The organism is Gemmata obscuriglobus, from assembly GCF_008065095.1.
Lineage (GTDB): Bacteria > Planctomycetota > Planctomycetia > Gemmatales > Gemmataceae > Gemmata > Gemmata obscuriglobus.
In genome coordinates this window covers 199,626-219,299 of the sequence record NZ_CP042911.1, presented here as the reverse complement: position 1 = coordinate 219,299, position 19,674 = coordinate 199,626, and the positions used below count along the sequence as shown (strand labels likewise).

The window sequence follows — 19,674 nt, the reverse complement described above, 5'->3', positions numbered from 1 at the left end:
ATCGAGGACACAGCGAAGGGTATAATGTCGCGTCGTTGCACACCGACGGAGCGCGTTCCCGTGTCACAATCGCTGTCGCGCCGGCAGGCTGTTGCTCTGGGGCTGGTCGTTTTGGTGGCCCTGACGCTCGGCGGGTACGGTATTACCTGCATTGCCGACAAACAGGGTGTCTGGGCCGACACGGTCGAACTGACCGCGGGCTTTCCCGAAGCTCACGACATCACCCCGGGAACGCCGGTCCGCTTGCGCGGCGTCGACGCCGGCCAAGTGGTCGCGGTCGAGTACCCGGACCACGACGGCCCCGGCGCCGAGGTCACGGTTCGCATGAAGATCCAGGCGCGGTACGCGAGCCGCCTGTACGCCGACGCGGACGCGCAGGTCCACGGCACCGGGTTGCTCGGATCGAAAGTCATCAGCGTTCGCCCCGGCGACCCGACAAAGGGCGTTCTGGCGGGCGGCCGGCTCCGCGGAGTAAAGCCTTTCCAGATCGAAGAGGCCGTCGCTGAGGTGCGCGATCTCGCAAAAGAGGCCAAGGGCACCGCGGCGGAAGTCAAACAGCTCGCCGCCGAGTCGCGCGAAACGGTCGCGGCGGCGAAGAGCTTCATCAAGGGCGTCGAGGACAGCAACGGAACGCTGGCGAAGCTCGTCAGCGACGACGCCTTGTACGAGGACGCGCGGGGCACGTTGGCAACGCTGCGCAAGGTGCTGGTCGGTATGGAAGCCGAGATGGGCAACCTGAACGGGTTCGTCTCCGACGGCCGCGACACCCTCCGGTCCGTAAGACAGGGGGCCGACGCGCTCAGCAAGATGCCAATCGTGCGCAGCTACGTCGAGGACTCGGTCGCGCTGCTCGTCCGCCCGACAATGAACCGGCACCAGGCGCTCTTCCAATCCAAGGACATCTTCGAGCCCGGCACCGCGACGCTCACGCCCGAGGGCCGGCGGCACATGGATGGCGTGGCCGACTGGCTCAACCAGAACCGGGTCGCGGGGTCCGAGGTGATCGTGGCCGCCTTCCACGACCCGCGGGACAAGCACATCGTCCCGGCGGTGGCTCTGGAATTGACCCGCAAGCAGGCGGAAGTCGTGGCCGAACACCTCAAGAGCGCGGGGGCGACGAAGCTCGGTACGTTCAGCCGGCGGAAGGTCACGCCGCTGGGGATGGGCACCGGCCTGTCGCCCGCGGAGCCGGCACCGGACGCGCCGTCCAACGTTCAGATTTTAACGTTCACCCCGCGGTGAACCGGCCCCGGCGCCCGGGCGGTATGCGAACCCCGGGCCGAAATGCGTATCATAAGAGAGTCTGGATTCATCCGCACCGGACCGGTCACGTGAGTTCATCGACGCCACCCGCGGACCCGCCGACGCTCAGCCCCGCGGACCGCGGCCGGGTCACGGTACTTTACCACTTCACCCGTCTGCAGTTACCTGCAGTGAAGCTCTCGGAAAGTACGTTCCTCGCCCACCTCCGGCGCACGTTCGGCATCTTTCTGCCCAAGGCCGAAGGGGCGGTCAGTTGGGCCGCGTACCTCGAAGGGCTGTACGCGGTGGACTGGCTGGTGTGTGTCGGGTGTTTGGAGGGGCAGAGCGCCGCGTGGGAGTCGCTGTTCAACGCCCGCACAGGGCGGAGCGACTGCTTGCTCGTGGACGCGTTCCGGGCGCGGGCGGTGCGCCTGTACCCGCGGAACGAGGAGCGCCAGGAAACGGCCGTGTCCGAGTTTTGGAGCAACCTGATCGCCCCCGAGAGCGAGGGCACGCTCCCGGTGCTGGCGCGGTACGACGGCCAGCGCCCGCTGGCGCCCTGGCTGATCCGCGTGTTCCAGAACTGGCACCTGTCGAAGCTCCGGCAGCACGCCGGGGTGACCGCGCTGCCCGACGACGAGATCGCGCTGCCGATGAACACCGGGCCGAAGGCGAACGCCTCCGACCGGTGGCACGAGACGTTCGTCTCGGCGGCCCGCGAGTGGCTCGGCACCATCGACGACGACGAGCGCCTGCTGCTCGGGCTGCGGTGGCGCTACCGGTTGAGCCAGCGCGAGGCGGCGAAGCTGTTCGGGCTGAACGAGGGCACCCTGACCCGCCGCACGGACAAGCTCCGCGACCGCGCGCTCGAGCACATCGGCGGAAAGTTGATCGCGGACGGGTGGGACGGCGAAGAGCTGGAAGACTTTATCCTTACCGAACTCGGCACGCTGCTGACCGACGACCCGCGGCTGAGCGCCGACCAGCTCGGTAGGTTGCTCGCGGCCCGCGGGAAGGTGCTGCCCGAATCGTAGGCGGTAGAGAGCCAGTTCTACAACCGCGCGAGCATCGCCTCGCGCACCGGTCCGACCCCTTCGGTCCGCAACCGCTCCAGCCAACTCCAATCCGCGAACCCGTCGAGTAGTTCCCGCCGCCGGGCCTCATCCGGCACCCGCGCCAGCACCTCGGCGCGCAGCTCGGCGAGCACCCGCACCCACTCCCCGAACGCCGCGTCGTATTCGGCTTCGAGCCGTTCGCGCACCCGCCGGGCCAGCGCCGGCGACGCCCCGCCGGTGTTCACCGCCAGCGTAAACTCGCCGCGGCGCACCACCGCGGGCAGCGTGAAATCGCCCTCATGAGGGGAAGAGGCAGCGTTAACCCATACGCCCCGCTTCTTGGCGTCCACGACGACCTGGGCGTTCACCTCGGGAGTCGCACACGCGAACGCCACAGCCGCACCTTCGAGATGTTCGGCCCGATACGCTTCGCCAATGTGAACCACTTCGGGCGGGAGCGTGAGAGCACCGCGCGGATCAACCACACATACGGCCGCCCCCACGGCGAGGAGCGCCGACACCTTTCGTGCGCCGACGGCGCCGCCACCGATGACGACCGTCCGTCTGTCCGTCAGATCGAGGAGAACGGGGAACACGGCGCTCAGTCCTTCACCTTAACGCGCTTCCAGGCCGCGACCTGACCGGTTTCTTCCTTCGTCGCGAACTCGGTCGGCCGCTCCTTGCCCTTGGCCACGTCGCAGGTCTTGTACGTGTCTCCGTCCAGTTCGTAGATGCCAATGAACTCCTGATCGCCGTCGGCCCCGGTGATTGTGTACGTAAGCTGTTTGGGCTTCTTGGCCGGATCCAGGCGAAGTGTTCCCTTCGAGGTGCCGCCGTCCCCGTCCGTCACCGTCCACCGATCACCGTCCACCACCATCACCCATTTGCACTCTTTGGTGTCTTCCTGCCCTGCGGTCTCGTGGTACGTCAGCTCCCACCGACCTTGAAGCTTCTTCAGCTCGGGATCGAGTGGCTTCTCACCCTTTTTGTCGTCCGCGGTGCCGCGCAGCGCGACACACAGAGCCACTACAAGCACGAAGGCTGCCCCGCAACGCATGACGCCCCTCCCACCGGTTCGACGGCCGAAGTGATTCTACCGCGGGCCGGCGGAGCGGACGCTGCGGGAGCGACCTCACCCCGCGGCGGCGGACGAATCGGGCGGCCCATCACCCGCACCGGATTCGGGACCGCCGGAGTCGGCGTCGCGGTACGCCTCGCGCTTTTTGTGCAACGTGTTCCGGTTGATGCCGAGACGGTCCGCGGCCTTCACCTGGTTGTCGCCGCACTCGCGTAAAACCTCCTCGATCAGCTCTCGCTCCACCCCATCGACGAGGAACTTGTGGAGCTTGACGTGCGGCGGGCGCGGGGCGTGCATGCCCGCCCGCACCAGCGAGTGAATCAGGGACGGCACGTCGGCCGGCGCGGCGCCGCGGGGCGCCCGGATCACCGGCCGCGCGCGTCCGAACCGCAGCAGGTCCGCCGTGAGCGGCCCGCCGTCGGCGAATATCGTGAGTCGCTCCAGCGTGTTTTCGAGTTCGCGAACGTTCCCCGGCCAGTCGTGCGCTTTCAAAGCGTCGACCACCAGAGGGGTCAGTTCGGGCACCGCACATTTGTGCTGATCGCCGTAGCGTTTCAGAAAGTACTGCGCCAGCAGGGGGATGTCGTCGCGGCGCTCGCGCAGCGGCGGCAACGCGATCGGGATGACGTTAAGCCGGTAGTAGAGGTCTTCGCGAAACTCGCCATCTTCAACCGCTTGTTCGAGTGAGGTGTTGGTTGCCGCAATAACGCGCACATCAACGCGAATGGTGCGGCTCTCGCCCACCCGCTCGAACTCGCGCTCTTGTAGCACCCGCAACAGCTTCACCTGAAGCTTGGGCGTGGTGCTGTTGATCTCGTCGAGAAAAATGGTGCCGCCGTGCGCGGCCTCGAACCGGCCGGGTTTGTTCTCAATGGCCCCGGTGAACGCACCTTTGACGTGCCCGAACAGCTCGCTTTCGAGCAGGTTTTCGTGCAGCGCGCCGCAGTTCACGCGTATGAACGGTCCGTCCGCGCGGCGGCTGAGTTTGTGAACCGCTTTGGCGATCACTTCCTTACCGGTCCCGGTTTCGCCGATCAACAGAACGGTTGCAGACGAGGGCGCAGGCGCAGCCAGACGCACCAGTCGGTAAACGTCTTGCATGGCCGGCGCGCTGCCCACAATCTCGGGCAACGGTGGCGCAAATTGCTCACTTTTAGGCATTGAGTAAACGCTTCCGGGAGAGGAAGCCGCGATCGCCGTTTAGAACTTGCTCCGCACAATAACAGAGTATCATGCCGTGCCTGAAAGTGCCATAGATCTAGCTCAGGAAACGCGCACCAGCTAAGTGCGAAGTACGGAACACAAAACGCGGCGTTGCAGACCGTAACCAGCGAGGTGGTTACGGTCTGCAACGCCGCGTTCCGCATTCCGCGTTCTGCTCACTCGTATTGCATGGCGTCCGGGATGCGAGTTTGAATCGCGCGCCACGCCGGGAGCAATCCCGCGAGCGTCGCGAGCGTAATCGATGCGCTCGCGATGCCCAGGGTCGCCTTCCACGGGATCAGCATGTCGAGGTTGAAGCCGGACTCGTCCACGAACATCACTTTTAGAACGTACCATTCCATCGGCAGCCCGATAAGGACGCCGAGGACCGTGCCGAACGCGCCCATCAGAAACGCTTCGGCCAGCACCGACAGCAGCACTTGGCCCGGGGTGGCCCCCACCGCGAGCAGCAGCCCGAGTTCACGTTTGCGCTGGAGCACCGAAATGAGCAGCGCGGTGACCACTCCTAGCGCCGCCACCACCCCCACCAGAAGTTGCTGCATGTACGCCAGGACGTACACACGGTTCAACAGCTCGGAGAGAAACTTGCGGAGCGAGAACCGGTCGGTCACGAACAGCCCCTTGTCCGCGGCGTACCGGTCCAGCGCGGGCTCCGCGCCCGCGGTCGCGCCGGGCTTCACGAACACGTGGCAGATGTCGATCAGGTTGTCCCCGAACAGTTTGGCGTACCGGGCGCGGTCGAGGAAGATGGTGCCGCGGCTCCACGAGTAGTCCCGCACCGCCCCGACGATGACGAGCGGCACCGGGCCGCGCGGGCCGGGGACGAGGATGGTGTCGCCCACCTTCACCTTGTGCCGTTCCACGAAGTTGTGGCTCACCAGTACCTTGTTCGCGCCGCTGTGGTCGGGGTGGGTGTCGTCCAGTTCGGGGAACACCTCCAGGTCCGACGCCAGTTCCGGGGCGCGGTGCCGCATCGTGCCCGCGTAGGTCTTCACGTCGAGCGCCACGAGGTACACGACGGTCCCGTTGTACTCGGGCCGGAAGTACCGGATGCTCATCACGTCCTCGACCCCGGGCAGCCCCTTCAGGTCGCCGGCGACGTTCGCCGACATCGGGCTGTTCGAGCTGTTCGCGGAGGTCATGTTCCCGTTGAACACGAAGTGGTCCGCCTGAACCACCTGCTCGATCCACGACAGAATCGGCTCCTCGTTGCTGCGGCCCACGCCGGCGGTCTGGAACATCAGCGCGACCCCGGCCCCCAGCGCGCCGATCACCACGCCCGTCCGGCCCGGCGCGCGGGACAGGTTGTCGAACGCGAGCCGGAGCGTGAACGGGGCCGTCGCGCGCACGACCGGCCGCGCCAGCCGAACCATCACCGCGACCAGAATCGGCGACGCCAGCAGCAGCCCGACCAGAACGAGGGTGAGCCCACCGACCGACCCCACGCGAGAGGGCAGGTTGAACCGGAGGAGAATCATCGCCGCCCCGGTCACGATCAGCGAGAGGCACGCGGAGCGGTGGAGCACGTTCCAGATGCCCTTGACGCTACCCGTGGAGCGGCGGACGACGTGCGCCGGGTCGTCGCCGGCGGCCTGAAGCGCCGGGACCAGCGCGGCGAACACGGCGGTCCCGGTCCCGGCGGCCACGGCCGCGGCGGCGGTCGCCCACGAGAGGTGTGTGAGCCGCACCTCGGGGTTCAGGAACATCGACTCCAGTTCGCTGCGGAACTGGCGGACGGTGAGTTCCGCGAGGAGCATGCCGAGCGGCACCCCGAGCACCGCGCCGACGAACCCAAGCGCCGCGGACGCGGCCGAGAACAGCACCACGATTTGCGTGCGCGTGGCCCCGATGGAGCGGAGCACGCCGATGTCCGCCCTGCGCTCCGCGACGGTGACCGACATCGCGTTGTACACGAGGAACAGCCCGATAATCATCGCCCCCAGCGAGCACATCAGCACGCCCACCTGGATCCCGGTGACGATCTCCTGGGTGCTGCGGCGCTGGGCGTCGGGGGTGCGGACCTCCGCACGGCGGCCGACCACCTGGGCCGCGGCGGCGAGGACGGTTTCCGGATCGGCGCCCGGCTCCAAAAAGAGGTCGATGCGGTTCACCTTCGGGGGGTACGGCGATTCCGCCGCGCCCGCGCCCGCGGCGCCGCCGACCGCGGCGTAGGGCGGCGCGGGGCGCACCACGCCGAGCGCCTGGCCGACGCTCATGCCGATGAAGCTCTTGCCCATCGGGGCGAGCGGGGAGTCCGCTTCGAAGTCCACGACGCCGATCGGCAGGCACACGGCGTCGCGGTTGGCGTGGCGCACCACGAACGGCGGCGCAGGCTGGCCTGCGGCGAGCGCGGTCTGGCACCGGCCGTTCCAGTCCTCGTAGATCGACCGGCTGACCATCGCCAGCCGCGCCGGGATGCGGTCCCACAAATCGCCGGCCCTGGTGAGGTCGCCGTCCTTAACCGCGGCGAGCACCGGGAGGAGCTGCCACTTCGGGATGTCGCCGACCGGGGTCACCTTCACCTTGAGGGAGTTGTTGTCGGTGAGGAGCTGGGACGACACCTCCGCGCCCACCAGAACCGCGACCCGCCCGTCGAGGTCGGGGAGCGAGACCCGTTCGACCACCAGCGGCTGAACAGACTTCACCCCCGGCACCTTGGCCGCGCGGAGCTCGTCCGCGAGCGCGCGGGCGACGCCGGCCTCGCCGTTGGTGACGTACAGCTCGGCGCTGCCGGCGGGCGTGGTGGTGCCCTGGGCCGCGATCTCGAAGCACTGGTTGAGGATGCGCGCGGACACGAGCGTGGCGACGCCCAGGGCGATGCTCGAGATGATGAGCACGGCCCGGTCCCACCGCTGGAACAGGTAGCGCACGGCCAGCAGACGGTACACCGACATGCGGCGGCCCTTGAATGGATGTCACGGGCACCGGCGCGCGGCGGCCCGGTGCGGACCAGTGTTGCTGTCTTCACAGGCGGCGCCGGCCGCGCGGCAGGCGGGCCGGATCACTTGCGGACCGCCTCGTCCGACTCGAGCAACCCGTCCCGGATGCGCACGAGGCGGGTGCCGTAAGACGCCCCGTTGGGGTCGTGGGTGACCATGATGACCGCCCGCTTGCCCGGCTCCGGGAGCTTCGAGAGCAGCGTCAGGATTTCGCGGCTCGCGGCGGTGTCGAGGTTCCCGGTGGGCTCGTCGCACAGCACCGCCTCGGGGTCGGCCACGAGCGCGCGGGCCACGGCGACGCGCTGCATCTCCCCGCCGGACATCTCGTCGGGGAAGTGCTCGGCCCGGTGGGCGAGCAGCACTCGCTCCAGGCACTCGGCCGCGCGGTGGAGCGCCTGCCGGCGGTTCGTTCCGGCGAGCAGCAGGGGCAGCGCAACGTTTTCGGCGGCGGTGAGCGTGGGCAACAGGTTGAACGCCTGGAACACGAACCCGATGCGGTCGCGGCGCAAGAGCGACCGCTGCCGGTCGGACATGGTTTGCAGGTCCTGCCCGTGGAACACGGCCCGGCCGCCGGAGGGCGTGTCGAGCGCGCCCATCAGGTGCATGAGGGTGGATTTGCCGGACCCGGACGGTCCCATGATGGTCACGAACTCGCCGCTGTTGACGCGGAGCGTGACCCCGCGAACCGCGTTCACCGTGCGCCGCCCCTGCGTGTAGGTCTTCACGGCGTCGAGGAGTTCGATCATGGGGATCCAGTGAGTGCGTCGAGGGCCTTGTAAATTTCGGCAAGAATCGCAGCCGACACGTCGCCGAGTTTGTCACCCAACCGCAGCCGATTGGTCGCACCGAACTGGAACGCGAGAGCGTAAGAATCGGCGGTCAGCACATTGGCCGCGGCGGCTGTATGGTTTTGGAGGATGACGCCGGGGCTGCGACCGGCAGGCACGTGTCCACCGCTCGGAGGAACTCGACCCAGTACACCTCACCCGGTTGCACGGTCGCCCTCCCACTCCCATTCGTTAATCATGCCCCAGGCTTCGTCGCCCAACGATTCCCCACCAGCGAATTAGGCCTGTTCCTCCGGCGTGAACGGGAGTGGGGCGACGATGACTTCGACCTCCGTACCATCCGGCAACTTCGTCGGCGCGTCGAACACGACGCCGTTACGAACGACGCCTTTCAGGGCAGGTGCCTTGCCCGACATGCCGCACCTCATTGTTCTGCGTAGCGTCACCCGCGGAACCCGTCATTCACGGGGCCGCGGTGCTCGCGCGTCGCTCAGCCGGCAAACACAATCGCTGGCTGAGCAGTCGCGCGACCTCGACCGCGGTGCCGTGAACCGTTTCAGTAAAGATCGCGGGCACGCCGGTCTCCGTTGTACCCGCAACTTAGTTCGTGAGTTTCCGGTACTTGATCCGGGTCGGCAGTTCGGCGGCGGCGCCGAGCCGGGCCTTGCGCTGCTCTTCATACACCTGGAAGTTGCCGTCGCACCAGACCACCTTGCTGTCGCCCTCGAACGCCAGGATGTGGGTCGCGATGCGGTCCAGGAACCAGCGGTCGTGCGAGATCACCACCGCGCAGCCGCCGAAGTTCAGGAGCGCCTCCTCCAGCGCGCGGAGCGTGTCCACGTCGAGGTCGTTGGTCGGCTCGTCTAATAACAGCAGGTTGCCGTTGCTGCGCAACAGCTTCGCGAGGTGAATCCGGTTCCGCTCGCCGCCCGAGCAGTTGCCCACCAGCTTCTGCTGGTCCGGCCCCTTGAAGTTGAACCGGGCGCAGTACCCGCGGGACGCGACCCGCTGCTTGCCCAGCATGATGTAGTCGGTGCCGCCGGTGATCTCCTCGAAGATCGTGTTGGTCGCCACCAGGGCGTCGCGGTTCTGGTCCACGTAGGCCGTCTTCACCGTCGTCCCAACGGTCAGCTTCCCGCCGTCCGGTTGCTCCTGACCGACGATCATCTTGAACAGCGTGGTCTTGCCCGCGCCGTTCGGGCCGATCACGCCCACGATGCCGCCCTTCGGGAGGTCGAACGTGAGGTCGTCGTACAGGAGCACGTCGCCGAAGCCCTTCTTCAGCCCTTCGGCGCGGACCACCAGGTCGCCGAGCGGCGGGCCGCTCGGGATCTGGATCAGCAGCTCCTTGTCGTCCTCCTCAATGATCGAGTCTTGCAGCTTGTCGATGGCCGCGAGCCGCGCCTTGCTCTTGCTCATACGCGCCTTGGGGGAGCTCTTCGCCCACTCCAGCTCGCGCTCGAGCTGCTTCTTCTTGGCGGACTCTTGCTTCTCCTCGACCGCCATCCGCTTCTGCTTCATCTCCATCCAGCCCGAGTAGTTGCCCGAGAACGGGTACCCGCGGCCGGCGTGCAGCTCCAGAATCCACTTGGCGACGTTGTCGAGGAAGTACCGGTCGTGCGTCACGGCGACGACCGCGCCGGGGAACTGCGCGAGGTGGTGCTCGAGCCACTCGACGCTCTCGGCGTCGAGGTGGTTGGTCGGCTCGTCGAGGATCAGCAGGTCGTTCTGCTGGAGCAGCGTCTTGCAGAGCGCGACGCGGCGGCGCTCGCCGCCGGAGAGCCGCTCGACGGCAGCGTCCGACGGCGGCAGCCGCATCGCGTCCATCGCCATCTCGAGCGTGCGGTCGAGTTCGTAGGCGTTGGTCGCGTCGATCCGCGCCTGCACCCGCTCCATTTCGTTGGAGAGCTTCTCGAACTTCTTCTCGTCCGCGGTGCCCATCTCGTCGCCGATCTCCTCCTGCCGCCTCAGCAGCGCGCGGATCGGCGCGACGGCCTCTTCGACGTTCTCGATGACCGTCTTGCCCGGCGTGAGGTGCGGCTCCTGCGGCACGTAGCCGATGGTCGCGCCCTGGTGCGGCCACGCCTCGCCCATGAACTCCTTGTCCACACCGGCCATGATGCGGAGCAGCGTGGTCTTGCCGGACCCGTTGGACCCGATCACCCCGATCTTGGCGCCGGGGTAGAAGTTCAGGTTGATGTCCTTGAGGATTTCCCGCTTCCCGTAGTGCTTGGTCAGGTTGCGGATGTTGTAGATGTAATGGTCGCTCATGCAGTCCTCGCGCGGTGCCGGCCCGTCTGGGTGGTGGAATCTTATCAGGCGGGCGCGATATGGGGTAACGCGAGTTCGCGTCACTCCGGCGGCCGGTCCGTGAATTCCGCAAGTTCTTTGGGGTCGAACGCACGCACGGAGCCGTCGAGCATCAGGAACTGGGGCGGGCGTTTGCCCGCGGTGCCGTAGGCGTGCGGCCCGCCGCCCGTGCCCGCGCGCGGATCGCGAACGTTAAGCGGATCGCCCCACGCGCGGAACCCCGCGTTCACCTCGCCCGCCAGGATCGTGTTTTCGCTGCCCTTTTGGAAGTCGCTGAGCTTCTTTGCCCGGCCCATGACCACAGCCGGGTTGCAGGCGTAATGGCTGACGCCGAAGCCGTTTACCCGATCGTCCGGCATTGCCGGATTCAAAAACGATTTCACGGGCGTGCCGAGCGGTTCTGCGTTCGCGGGGTGTGTCCACGGCTGCGTTCGGTCGATCCGTTTGTAAGTCTCGTCTTGCTCCAGCCAGGGCAGCAGCGCCGTCTGCCACGAGTGCATCGGCCGGCCGGCGGCGTCGAACGTCGATTGCGGAAGGGTGCCGGCCCGGTCCTCGTTGTCGTGAGCCGCTAAACCAATTTGTTTCAGGTTGTTTGATGAGATTATTCGCGCGTGCATCTTGCGACCGTCGCTCACAAGCGGTTCGGGCGAACGGGCCAGCCACGCGGCCTGGTGCGTCACACCGACCATCGCGATACCCGCGACGAACATGAGCAGTACCAGCGTCACACACTTCAGGCTGCGTGTCCACGGCCACGCGCCACCGGCCAACCACCGCAAGAAGTAGTGCGAACCGACGGTCACACCCGCCAGGGACGCCACGGCCGTGCCAACGGCCCACGGGTCGGGGTTGACGTTCGGAATCACACGCCGCAGGTACGTCACCCATCCGAACGCAAGAGTGGCCGGGATATCCAGAACAGATCCCAAATTGGCGATCACCAAAAAAAGGCCCCACGTGCCCAACGTAATAATGCTGCCCGTGGTCAACAGAGTTCGGACGATTTTCCTGTGCGCCATCACTTCACGCCTTTCAGCAGCGGCGCCAGTTCGTCCGAGGTCATGCCCCGGATATCACCGTTCGTGAACAGGACGAGCCGCTCCGAACCGAACAGTTCGGGCTCACAGGCCAGCACGCGTCCCGGATCGGTCGTCGTGCGGCCGGGGAGGTAGATGAACGGCATCCCCGATGCGTGGGCCGTGTGCCACAGGCTCGCCGGGATCGCGGTGTCGTTCGGCGGCGGGTACTGGCCGTTGTGCGCCGCCGCGTAGACCACGAGCGAGTGAAACAACGATTTCAGTTTGTCCCGTCGCACACTCTCTGACGGTTCAAAAGCAGGCACCGGCGCCGCCGGCTTCTGCTCGTCCGCCAGCGAGTAGGTCACGCCATCCTTTTTCCAGGCGCCGGGCGTCATCAGCTCGCGCGCCCCGGAAATCATCGTGAGGACGAGTACGAACAGCAGCCCCCAGAGCCCGACCAACGCCACGGCCTTCGGGTAGCTGAGGCGCGGGAGCCGCGGGAAGTCGGACCGGAACCCGTTCCAGATCCCGCGCACCGCCACCGCCGAGAGTAGAAACAGCGCGAGGAAAAACGAAATGCTCTGGAGCCGCAGCGACGCGGCGTCGGTGAGGTTGACGCTGGGCATCCCGGCGGCAACGGGCGCGGCGTCGGACGCCACAAGCGCCAAGCCTCCGAGAAACCCCGCTCGCGTTCGGCGCATCGAATCGCTCGTAATGAAAGGGCCGGGCCACCGAATCGACGCGAGCCGCGGCACCGCGTTTCACACCTACCCGCTGGCGTCTGTCGTGGCCGTCACTTCTTGAGCAGCGCGTTGCTCTCGGTCGTCGGGCACCAGTGCTGTTCGATGAACGCGATGATGAGCTGCGTGCCCTTGTCGTGCTCCACGAACGGTTTCATCTTCGGGTTGTACATCGCGTCCGTCAGGTCGCGCACCAGAACCGTCCGCACGTCCCACTTCACCAGTTGCTTGATGGCAAACGTGCGGTTCAGCACGCACATGTTGGTGTGAACGCCGAGTACGAGGACGGTGTCGAGACCCTTCTCTTTGAGAACGTTGTACACCTCGGCGCCGCTGTCGGTGATGTAGTCCTTCGCGTCGTCGATGTTGATGGCGGCGTGCTGCCGCGTCCAGGCCTTGAACGACTTCGCGGGCTTCTCGTCGTCGCACCCGCCGTCGGAGTCGTCCACCGGCAGCGGCGGGTTCGGCAGTTCCTTCGCCTTCGGCGGGGCGGCCTTCTTGGCCTCCAGGGCGCGCGTGCGTGCCGGGTGGTCCTTGTAAAAGCTCATCGTGTCCGACGGGCAGTGAATGATCGTCATCCCCCGGTCGCGGCACGCCTTCAGCACCAGGGCAAACGCACTCAATCCTCGGGATTTTTCAGTAGTACCTGTTCGAGGTAGGTATTATCCCATCCGGCCTTGAGTCGCCGGTTCTTGATCCCACATTTGGCGTTTGCCTTCTTCAACATCGCCAAGGCGATCTTGCGCACGAGGGCCATATTCTGCGGGCCGTGCCCTTCACGGAGTCGGTGGTCGTCTTCTCGGAACGCGACATCCAGCACCCAATGGCATGAATTCTCGATGCACCAATGAGCCCGGATCCACGTTTGGAACCGCTTGGCCGATGCCTTCCGCGAGCTGATGTAATACCGCACCTCGTCGCTCGTCCTACCGGCGACCGTGCGGCTGCTGACGAGCACCACGACGGACCGCAACCGGGGCCACACATTCCGGTCCCGGATCGACTCCAGGTCGTCGATCACGAAGCAGAACCGCATCTCCTCGCGCCCGTGGCCCGTTCCTTCGTTGAGGTCGGTCGAGCGGCCCGCGTAGCTCGCCTCTAGGGCCCCCTCGGCCAACCGCTGGATGTCCTCGAGCAGCCGCGGCTGGTTGTCCTTGACCGCCAGCAGGTAGTCCCCCTTGGCGGCCACGATCTGCTGGGCGATGTCCTTCTGGGTGCCCATCGCGTCGATGCTCACCAGGGCCCCCGCGAGGTCCAGCCGCTCCAGCAGTTCCGGGATCGCGGTGATCTCGTTGGACTTCTCGTCGGTCTTCACCTGGGCCAACGTGAGGCCCAACTGCTGAGCCCATGCGCTGACGATGTGTGTGGCCTTGCGAGCCCCCGTGCCGGTGACCCGCTTGGACCCCCGCATGGTCTTCCCGTCGATCGGGATGTGGGGCACCCGGAGGCCCTCGGCGGCGTCCGCGACCCACGCCCGGAAGCACCGCCCGAACGCCTCCGGGCGGACCAGCGCGAACACCCGGTTGAGGGTGTCGTGGGACGGAATCCCGTTGCGCAGCGTCAGCCCCAGCCGGTCCCGGAACCAGGACTCCTTGGCCCGCGCGAACTCGGCGATCGACACGAAGTCATCGGCCCCGACGATCGTCCCACAGGTCACGATCATGAGTACATCAATCAAGTCGTGGAAGCACTTCAACTCGACCCGCGGATCCGGGATCTGGGACAGGTACTCGATTAACGGGCGTGGGCCGGGGGCGGCACTCATCGGCAGACTCCGAGGCGGTGAGGGCGCGCCAGAATCATATGGAGGCGGGGCCGCACATGCGCAGGAGGCGAGCGATGGCCGCTCGATCACACGCCTCAAAATTAGCTAGAATCCAGCGATTCCTAGGGGATTGAGTGCGTTTGCCCTGCCTTCAGCACCGGTTCGGTTCGCTTGGCGAGTTCGCCGCACCGTTTCGAGGCGCTCTTACACCAGTGGTCGTCCCACATGTCGCAGACCACGACCGCGCACTTCTTCGGGTCCACCTCGTAAGTCGTGAACACCGGTGCCATCTCCGAGGTGAGGACCTGCTTCTTTTCCTTGGCTCCCGGGTTGGTGACCGTTTTAAACTTCGTCACCTCGGCGATCTTTCGGATCGGCAGCTTCAGCACCTCCGGCTCGGCCGCCGGCGTGCCCGCGATGATGAAGAGGAAGGCGGCGAAGGCGAGAACGGCGCGGCAGCGGGTCATTGCGATACTCCGTCGGGTGTTCGGCCCGATGATACCCGGCTGACGAGCGGAGAAAAACGAAAAGACCCCCGGCACACGCCGAGGGTCTTGGGGACTTCAAAAGCGGGTTACTTGCAACCGCACAGCTTGCCCTTGAACAGCCCGCCCTTGGCCGGAGCCGCGCTGCCGCAGCCGGCGGTCATGGCCGGAGCGCACGGGGTTTCGCACGGCGAAGCGCACGGGGCCGGAGCCGGGGCCGGAACGAAGGTGCTGACCGCGACCTTCACCACCTTCTCCGTCGGAACGCACTTCTTCACGTCGCGGGTGCCGGTCTTCTCGACCTGCTTGTAGGTGGTGATGTCCACTTCCTTGGTCACGTCCACCCAGTGGCACACCTTGCGGGTGCCGGTCTTCTCGACCGGCACGCACTTCGTCACGTTCACTTCCTTTGCCACGTCCACCCAGTGGCACACCTTGCGGGTGCCGGTCTTCTCGACCGGCACGCACTTGGTCACGTTCACTTCCTTGGCCACATCGACCCAGTGGCACACCTTGCGGGTACCGGTCTTCTCAACGGCCACGCACTTCTTGACGTCCACTTCCTTCTCGGTCCAGACGGTCTCGTAGGTGGTGACCGGCTTCTTTTCCTTCTTCTCGACCTTGTTGTAAGTGGTCACGTCCACCTCGACCTCGCGGGTCACCGGCTGGCGCTGCATGACCGTCTTGGTGACGACCTGCGGGCACGGGGCGTCGCAGGGGGTCGGGCACGGCGGGGCGCAGTCGCTCTTCTTCTTGCCGCACAGCCGGCCGAAGAGCCCGACCTTGCCGGTCTCGCACGGGGCGGGGGCCGGGGCGGCGCAGGTCACGGTGACCGGCACGCACACCCACTCGCACACCGTCTTCTTCTGCTTGGTCACGACCGGCGTGTAGCTGTAGCTCGTGTACTCGACGTCCTTGGTCACGGCCTTGCACTCGGCGACCTTCACCTTTTCCTTGCTCGTCACCCACTCGTTGGCGGTGTACTTGAAGGACTCGTCCTTCCAGGCCGCTTCCTTAACCGTCACCTTCTCCTTGCTGGTGACCAGCTCGTTGACGGTGTACTTGAAGCTCTCGTCCTTCCAGGCCGGCTCCTTGACCGTCACCTTCTCCTTGCTGGTGACCAGCTCGTTGACGGTGTACTTGAAGCTCTCGTCCTTCCAGGCCGCTTCCTTGACCGTCACCTTCTCCTTCTTGGTGACCGGCTCGTTGACCCAGTACTTGTACTCTTCCTTAACGGTGACCCACTCGTTGACCTTCACCTTCTGGTCAACGTAGTTGGTGACGTAGCTGCCACAACCGACGGTCGAGGCCGGGGCGCACGGGGTCTCGCAGTCGCTCTTCTTCTTGCGGCCGCCGAAGCCCTGAGCTTCGCCGGCCACGAACAGCACTGCGGTTCCCAGCAGGGCGACACCCAACAAACGCCTTTTCATTGCGAAGCCTCCACTAACGGGATGGGGAGTGGGGCGACCGCTACGTCCCTGCTGCGACCCGGCCCGGTGAATCGTCGGCGCGAACCGTGAGGCAATCAAATTGCCCAAACTGCCCAGCCCGGCCCGACGACAAACAACGTACTGGCGATCCAAATGGTAGGCAACGAAATCTGCACACTCTGGGTGATTTTTTCGGGGTGTGATGGTGGCGTCGTAACGATTGATTGCTCCGAACGCTGGAACCACACCGCGCCTACCGGTAGGATTGGCTCCGGAATCGCGCACGTCGCGATTCGGCCAACTTTTACTGGAGCCCGCATATGCAATCCCGATGCCTCTCCCGTCCGTCCGCGCTGGTTGCGCTGGTCGCGGCGGTTGCCCTGGCTTCTGCCGCCGCCCCCCGGTCCGCTCGCGCCGCGGACGACGAATGGGTCCAACTGTTCAACGGCAAGGACCTCACCGGCTGGAAGATCCCGAACCCGCCGAGTGGGCAGTTCAAGGGCGTGAAGGAAGTGAAGAACGACGCCGGCAAGGTGACCGCCTTCGTAGGCATCCTGAAGGACTCCAAGGACGGCACCCCGGGCAAAGAAGTGACCCTGTGGCAGGTGAAGGACGGTATGATCGTCGGCGGCGGCCCGGCGTCGCACATCTTCACGGAAACGGAAGCCGACAACTGCCACTTCAAGGTCGAGGCGAAGATCAACGACAAGGGCAACAGCGGGATGTACCTCCGCACGAAGTTCGGCCCGGGCTTTCCCCAGGGCTACGAAGTACAGATCAACGCCACCCACACCGACCAGATCCGCACCGGGAGCCTGTACCCGGCGTTCAAGCTGAGCGACGAGGACCGGAAGAAAATCGTGGTGCTGAAGGACGCCCCGCACAAGGCCAACGAGTTCTTCACCCAAGAGGTGATCGCCGAGGGAAACCACATCCAGATCATCGTGAACGGCAAGAAGACGGTGGACTTCAAGGACCCGAACGAGACCTACAAGAAGGGCCACTTCGCGCTCCAGGGGCACGACCCGGGCAGCGTGATGACCTTCAAGAAGGTTGAGTACAAGCCGATCAAGAAGTGAGTGCGGCCTGAATTGCGATAGCGAGCGGCCAGGGCCTTCGGTCCTTGGCCGCTCGGGTTTCACAGCGGCTTATTTGCCGGGCAGCGCGAACGTGAGTGCGGCGGCGGCCCAACCGCTCGCCGCGATCGAGATGAACTGGTCCTTCTCGTGCGGGAAGCCGCTCTCGTAGTACGGCTGGAACGGCTTGCTCCGCGACTTCACGAACCACGTCCCGTCCGCCCGCTGCGTTTTCAGCAGGTAGGCGGTCCCTGCGCGATACGCGGGCGCGTCCGCCTTCAGTTCGCCGCCAGCGTGCAGGGCTACCAGCGCCAGCCCCGTTGCGTAAGCGTCCCCACGCCCACCGTCGAGCTGCGCCCAGCTACCGTCCGGGCGTTGCCTGCGGAGCAGCTCCCACGCGGCGGCGGCCAGTTCCTTCCGCTCGGCCCCGACCTCTTTCAGCGCCAGCAGCCGGAAGGCCCGGTCCTCGGTGTCCTTCGCGTCCGCTTTTGCGAGCCACCCGCGGGCGCTTGCGGCGCGCGTCTTGACCTTGTCCGCGTCGAGTTTCGCGCCCGGCCCCCACACTCGCAGCGCCCGGAGGGCGAAATACGTCGTTGTGAAGTCGCTCGCCTCCGTGGGCGGACGGTTCGAGGTGGTGCGCCAGTGGTCGCGATCGGCCTGGGTGGTCAGGAGGTAGCCCGCGACGGCGGCGGTGTCCTCGTCCGGCTTGTGACCGGCCAGTTCGAGTGTGAACAGGGCGTAGCCCGCGGTGGCCGCCGCACCGCCGGTGCCGGTGCCGTTCTTGAACCGCGTGCGGTTCGTTTCGAGGAACCCGAGCACGTGCGTGGCCTGAGAGGTGAACAGCGACGCGGGCAGTTCGAACCCGTGCCCTTTCGCGGTGGCGAATGCGAACATCGGCGGGGCCTGGTTGTGACACGCGAAGCACGTTTTCTGCTCGGCGTGACCAACGGCTCCGAGGCGCAGCGGCCCGAGAGCCGCGGTCACCGCGTCGCGAAGGGCTTTCGTGCCCGGCCCGGACGGCACCGGCGCGGGAACCGCCAGAGCGGCGGCGAGGAGGGCGGAGAACATTTGGGGTACTCCGGAAGGTGCCGTTCGTTATACTCGATCCAGCGACACCCTCTCCAACTGAGCCGGCCCATGTCGAAGAAGCCCACATTCGCCTGTCAGTTCGAGTTCACCCCGGACAACCGCGCGGTCGTGATTGCGCTGCTGGGAAAGTTGGACCCGGAGGCGGTTGAAGAGTTGCACCCGCAGGTTCAGGAAGTGTACCGCGCCGGGGTGCGGCGGTTCGTGTTCGATCTGACCCACCTCGAGTACGCCGGGAGCCTCGGCCTGCGGCTCCTGGTGGGGCTGGCGAATCAGGTGCGGGGCGAAGGCGCGATTGCGGTGTACCGCCCGACCGAGGCCGTACTCTCGATGCTGACGATGACCAAGCTCACCCAACTGCTGCCGGTTCATCTCACGCGGGAAGAGGCGCTGGCGGCCGTCCATAAGTGAACGTGGCGCGGAATCTCGGTAACGGGTGTGAGCGTGCGTACATACCGGCATTCGTCGCGCGTGCAGTCCGTCGCCTACGGGCCGGACGGGACGCTGTTCGCGCTGACCGGCGGTGAACTCTGGGCGTACCCGGCCGGCGGTACCGGCCGCGTGCTTGTCGCCCGTGAGACCGCAGAGGATCGGTTCGACGGCTGGCTCGATGTTTCGCCCGACGGTCACTGGCTCGCGGTCACCGGTTTTGAAGCTCCAACTCTTTTTAAAGTCGGCTCGTTCGCACCGCCGGACGCGCCGAATGCCGAGAGCCGTTGCCTGCTCCGCGGCTGGAACAAATATCGCTTCCCCGACCGCGTCTTCTATTCCCGGATGTGTTTCACCGGCGATTCGACCTTCTGGTTCGGCCGGACGGAGCGCCGCGTCACCCGTTACGATTTCCGCTACTGGCGCTTGCCTAACCTCACGGAGTTCGAGTACAGCGGCTTCTCGGATACCGATTGTCAGCACGTGACCACCGTTCCTGGAACGAGCCAAATCGTGATTGATTGCTGGTCACGCGAGCGCGGCGGGGTTGCGTACTGGAGCGGCGACCTCGCGCAGCCGGAAGCGAGGGTAACGAAGCCGGTGGGTACGACAGAACATTGTAACGGGTTCTTGGTCGGCTCCGACGGCCGCTACTACGTCTCGGACCACCAGCGCGTGTTGATCTACTCGGTCGGGAGGAATGGCTTCCACCTCGATTTGACGGTGGAGCTGCCGCACTGCGAGTCCACGCCCAAACTCTCGCTTTGCGCAGACGCCCGACGGTTCATCGCTCACTGTTTCGAGAGTAAATTGGTGTGTGCCATCGAGAGCGGCACCGGGCAGATGCGCGGACCGTGGGACTGGGGAGTTGGGAAGGTGAACGACGCGGCTATCGCACCAGATGGCCTAGCCGCGACCGTCGGCGGCTCGTCGAAGAAGCTCGCCGTCTGGGATTTGGATGACTGATATCAAGTCCGATTGAAAGGCGCTGGTGACGGTGAGCGTTAC

The 19,674-nt window shown here is 66.0% G+C and carries 20 protein-coding genes; 5 read left to right on the top strand and 15 right to left on the bottom strand.

The features are described from left to right. Positions 1-60: 60 nt before the first annotated feature. Both GobsT_RS00985 and GobsT_RS00980 read left to right on the top strand, forming a co-directional pair. Positions 61-1,242 (top strand): MlaD family protein, encoded by a 1,182-nt coding sequence (locus tag GobsT_RS00985; protein ID WP_010043237.1) that lies wholly within the window; start codon positions 61-63, stop codon positions 1,240-1,242. 89 nt (positions 1,243-1,331) lie between these two features. Then, positions 1,332-2,276, top strand: a complete 945-nt coding sequence (locus GobsT_RS00980; RefSeq protein WP_010043239.1) for an RNA polymerase sigma factor — start codon at positions 1,332-1,334, stop codon at positions 2,274-2,276. Between the two features lie 17 nt (positions 2,277-2,293). On the opposite strand, the gene GobsT_RS00975 is transcribed toward GobsT_RS00980, so the two are convergent. The 14 genes from GobsT_RS00975 to GobsT_RS00915 form a co-directional block, all read right to left on the bottom strand. Further along, positions 2,294-2,893 (bottom strand): precorrin-2 dehydrogenase/sirohydrochlorin ferrochelatase family protein, encoded by a 600-nt coding sequence (locus GobsT_RS00975; RefSeq protein WP_010043242.1) that lies wholly within the window; start codon positions 2,891-2,893, stop codon positions 2,294-2,296. A 5-nt stretch (positions 2,894-2,898) separates the two neighbouring features. Next, positions 2,899-3,354 (bottom strand): TIGR03067 domain-containing protein, encoded by a 456-nt coding sequence (locus GobsT_RS00970; protein ID WP_010043245.1) that lies wholly within the window; start codon positions 3,352-3,354, stop codon positions 2,899-2,901. A 75-nt stretch (positions 3,355-3,429) separates the two neighbouring features. Next, complete coding sequence (locus tag GobsT_RS00965; protein WP_033198773.1) at positions 3,430-4,536, bottom strand: sigma-54 interaction domain-containing protein; 1,107 nt, start codon at positions 4,534-4,536, stop codon at positions 3,430-3,432. A 218-nt stretch (positions 4,537-4,754) separates the two neighbouring features. Continuing rightward, complete coding sequence (locus GobsT_RS00960) at positions 4,755-7,493, bottom strand: FtsX-like permease family protein (protein ID WP_010043252.1); 2,739 nt, start codon at positions 7,491-7,493, stop codon at positions 4,755-4,757. Between the two features lie 107 nt (positions 7,494-7,600). Beyond that, positions 7,601-8,284 (bottom strand): ABC transporter ATP-binding protein, encoded by a 684-nt coding sequence (locus GobsT_RS00955; protein WP_010043254.1) that lies wholly within the window; start codon positions 8,282-8,284, stop codon positions 7,601-7,603. Then, positions 8,281-8,484 (bottom strand): hypothetical protein, encoded by a 204-nt coding sequence (locus GobsT_RS00950; protein ID WP_148087567.1) that lies wholly within the window; start codon positions 8,482-8,484, stop codon positions 8,281-8,283. The genes GobsT_RS00955 and GobsT_RS00950 overlap by 4 nt, the downstream gene beginning before the upstream one ends. A 120-nt stretch (positions 8,485-8,604) precedes the next feature. Then, positions 8,605-8,742, bottom strand: coding sequence for a hypothetical protein (locus tag GobsT_RS37385; protein WP_010043257.1), 138 nt, complete (start codon positions 8,740-8,742; stop codon positions 8,605-8,607). 184 nt (positions 8,743-8,926) lie between these two features. Then, positions 8,927-10,597: an energy-dependent translational throttle protein EttA gene (gene ettA / locus GobsT_RS00945; RefSeq protein ID WP_010043260.1), complete on the bottom strand. Its 1,671-nt coding sequence runs from the start codon at positions 10,595-10,597 to the stop codon at positions 8,927-8,929. Positions 10,598-10,677: 80 nt separating this feature from the next. Next, positions 10,678-11,565, bottom strand: a complete 888-nt coding sequence (locus GobsT_RS00940; RefSeq protein WP_157506827.1) for a DUF1559 family PulG-like putative transporter — start codon at positions 11,563-11,565, stop codon at positions 10,678-10,680. Between the two features lie 89 nt (positions 11,566-11,654). After that, a complete protein-coding gene (locus GobsT_RS00935) occupies positions 11,655-12,356 on the bottom strand; it encodes a hypothetical protein (protein WP_029601034.1) in 702 nt (233 codons plus the stop codon). 92 nt (positions 12,357-12,448) lie between these two features. Continuing rightward, positions 12,449-13,018, bottom strand: coding sequence for a cysteine hydrolase family protein (locus GobsT_RS00930; RefSeq protein ID WP_010043267.1), 570 nt, complete (start codon positions 13,016-13,018; stop codon positions 12,449-12,451). Further along, complete coding sequence (locus GobsT_RS00925; protein ID WP_010033957.1) at positions 13,015-14,160, bottom strand: ISAs1-like element ISGob5 family transposase; 1,146 nt, start codon at positions 14,158-14,160, stop codon at positions 13,015-13,017. Before GobsT_RS00925 ends, GobsT_RS00930 begins: the two co-directional genes overlap by 4 nt. 122 nt (positions 14,161-14,282) lie before the next feature. Continuing rightward, entirely contained in the window at positions 14,283-14,627 is a 345-nt protein-coding gene (locus GobsT_RS39245) for a hypothetical protein (RefSeq protein ID WP_010043273.1), read from the bottom strand. Between the two features lie 107 nt (positions 14,628-14,734). Then, positions 14,735-16,075 (bottom strand): hypothetical protein, encoded by a 1,341-nt coding sequence (locus GobsT_RS00915; protein ID WP_148087566.1) that lies wholly within the window; start codon positions 16,073-16,075, stop codon positions 14,735-14,737. Positions 16,076-16,395: 320 nt separating this feature from the next. Here GobsT_RS00915 and GobsT_RS00910 point away from each other — a divergent pair, with 320 nt between their 5' ends. Beyond that, positions 16,396-17,154 carry a 3-keto-disaccharide hydrolase gene (locus GobsT_RS00910; RefSeq protein WP_010043277.1) on the top strand — a complete coding sequence of 253 codons (759 nt, stop codon included), beginning with the start codon at positions 16,396-16,398 and terminating at the stop codon, positions 17,152-17,154. 69 nt (positions 17,155-17,223) lie between these two features. Here the strand turns inward: GobsT_RS00910 and GobsT_RS00905 are convergent, their stop codons facing one another. After that, positions 17,224-18,219 carry a prenyltransferase/squalene oxidase repeat-containing protein gene (locus GobsT_RS00905; RefSeq protein WP_010043280.1) on the bottom strand — a complete coding sequence of 332 codons (996 nt, stop codon included), beginning with the start codon at positions 18,217-18,219 and terminating at the stop codon, positions 17,224-17,226. Between the two features lie 69 nt (positions 18,220-18,288). Between GobsT_RS00905 and GobsT_RS00900 the strand changes: the two genes are divergently transcribed. Together GobsT_RS00900 and GobsT_RS00895 are read left to right on the top strand one after the other, a co-directional pair. Beyond that, on the top strand, positions 18,289-18,648 hold the full coding sequence (locus tag GobsT_RS00900) for an STAS domain-containing protein (protein ID WP_010043282.1): 360 nt from the start codon (positions 18,289-18,291) through the stop codon (positions 18,646-18,648). A 150-nt stretch (positions 18,649-18,798) separates the two neighbouring features. Continuing rightward, positions 18,799-19,632, top strand: coding sequence for a hypothetical protein (locus tag GobsT_RS00895; protein WP_148087565.1), 834 nt, complete (start codon positions 18,799-18,801; stop codon positions 19,630-19,632). Positions 19,633-19,674: the final 42 nt, after the last annotated feature.

Coding starts and splice junctions, on each gene's coding strand:
- GobsT_RS00970 (WP_010043245.1), bottom strand. CDS start 3,354: ATGCGTTGCGGGGCAGCCTTCGTGCTTGTAGTGGCTCTGTGTGTCGCG.
- GobsT_RS00965 (WP_033198773.1), bottom strand. CDS start 4,536: ATGCCTAAAAGTGAGCAATTTGCGCCACCGTTGCCCGAGATTGTGGGC.
- GobsT_RS00960 (WP_010043252.1), bottom strand. CDS start 7,493: ATGTCGGTGTACCGTCTGCTGGCCGTGCGCTACCTGTTCCAGCGGTGG.
- GobsT_RS00955 (WP_010043254.1), bottom strand. CDS start 8,284: ATGATCGAACTCCTCGACGCCGTGAAGACCTACACGCAGGGGCGGCGC.
- GobsT_RS37385 (WP_010043257.1), bottom strand. CDS start 8,742: ATGTCGGGCAAGGCACCTGCCCTGAAAGGCGTCGTTCGTAACGGCGTC.
- ettA (WP_010043260.1), bottom strand. CDS start 10,597: ATGAGCGACCATTACATCTACAACATCCGCAACCTGACCAAGCACTAC.
- GobsT_RS00935 (WP_029601034.1), bottom strand. CDS start 12,356: ATGCGCCGAACGCGAGCGGGGTTTCTCGGAGGCTTGGCGCTTGTGGCG.
- GobsT_RS00925 (WP_010033957.1), bottom strand. CDS start 14,160: ATGAGTGCCGCCCCCGGCCCACGCCCGTTAATCGAGTACCTGTCCCAG.
- GobsT_RS39245 (WP_010043273.1), bottom strand. CDS start 14,627: ATGACCCGCTGCCGCGCCGTTCTCGCCTTCGCCGCCTTCCTCTTCATC.
- GobsT_RS00915 (WP_148087566.1), bottom strand. CDS start 16,075: ATGAAAAGGCGTTTGTTGGGTGTCGCCCTGCTGGGAACCGCAGTGCTG.
- GobsT_RS00910 (WP_010043277.1), top strand. CDS start 16,396: ATGCAATCCCGATGCCTCTCCCGTCCGTCCGCGCTGGTTGCGCTGGTC.
- GobsT_RS00905 (WP_010043280.1), bottom strand. CDS start 18,219: ATGTTCTCCGCCCTCCTCGCCGCCGCTCTGGCGGTTCCCGCGCCGGTG.
- GobsT_RS00900 (WP_010043282.1), top strand. CDS start 18,289: ATGTCGAAGAAGCCCACATTCGCCTGTCAGTTCGAGTTCACCCCGGAC.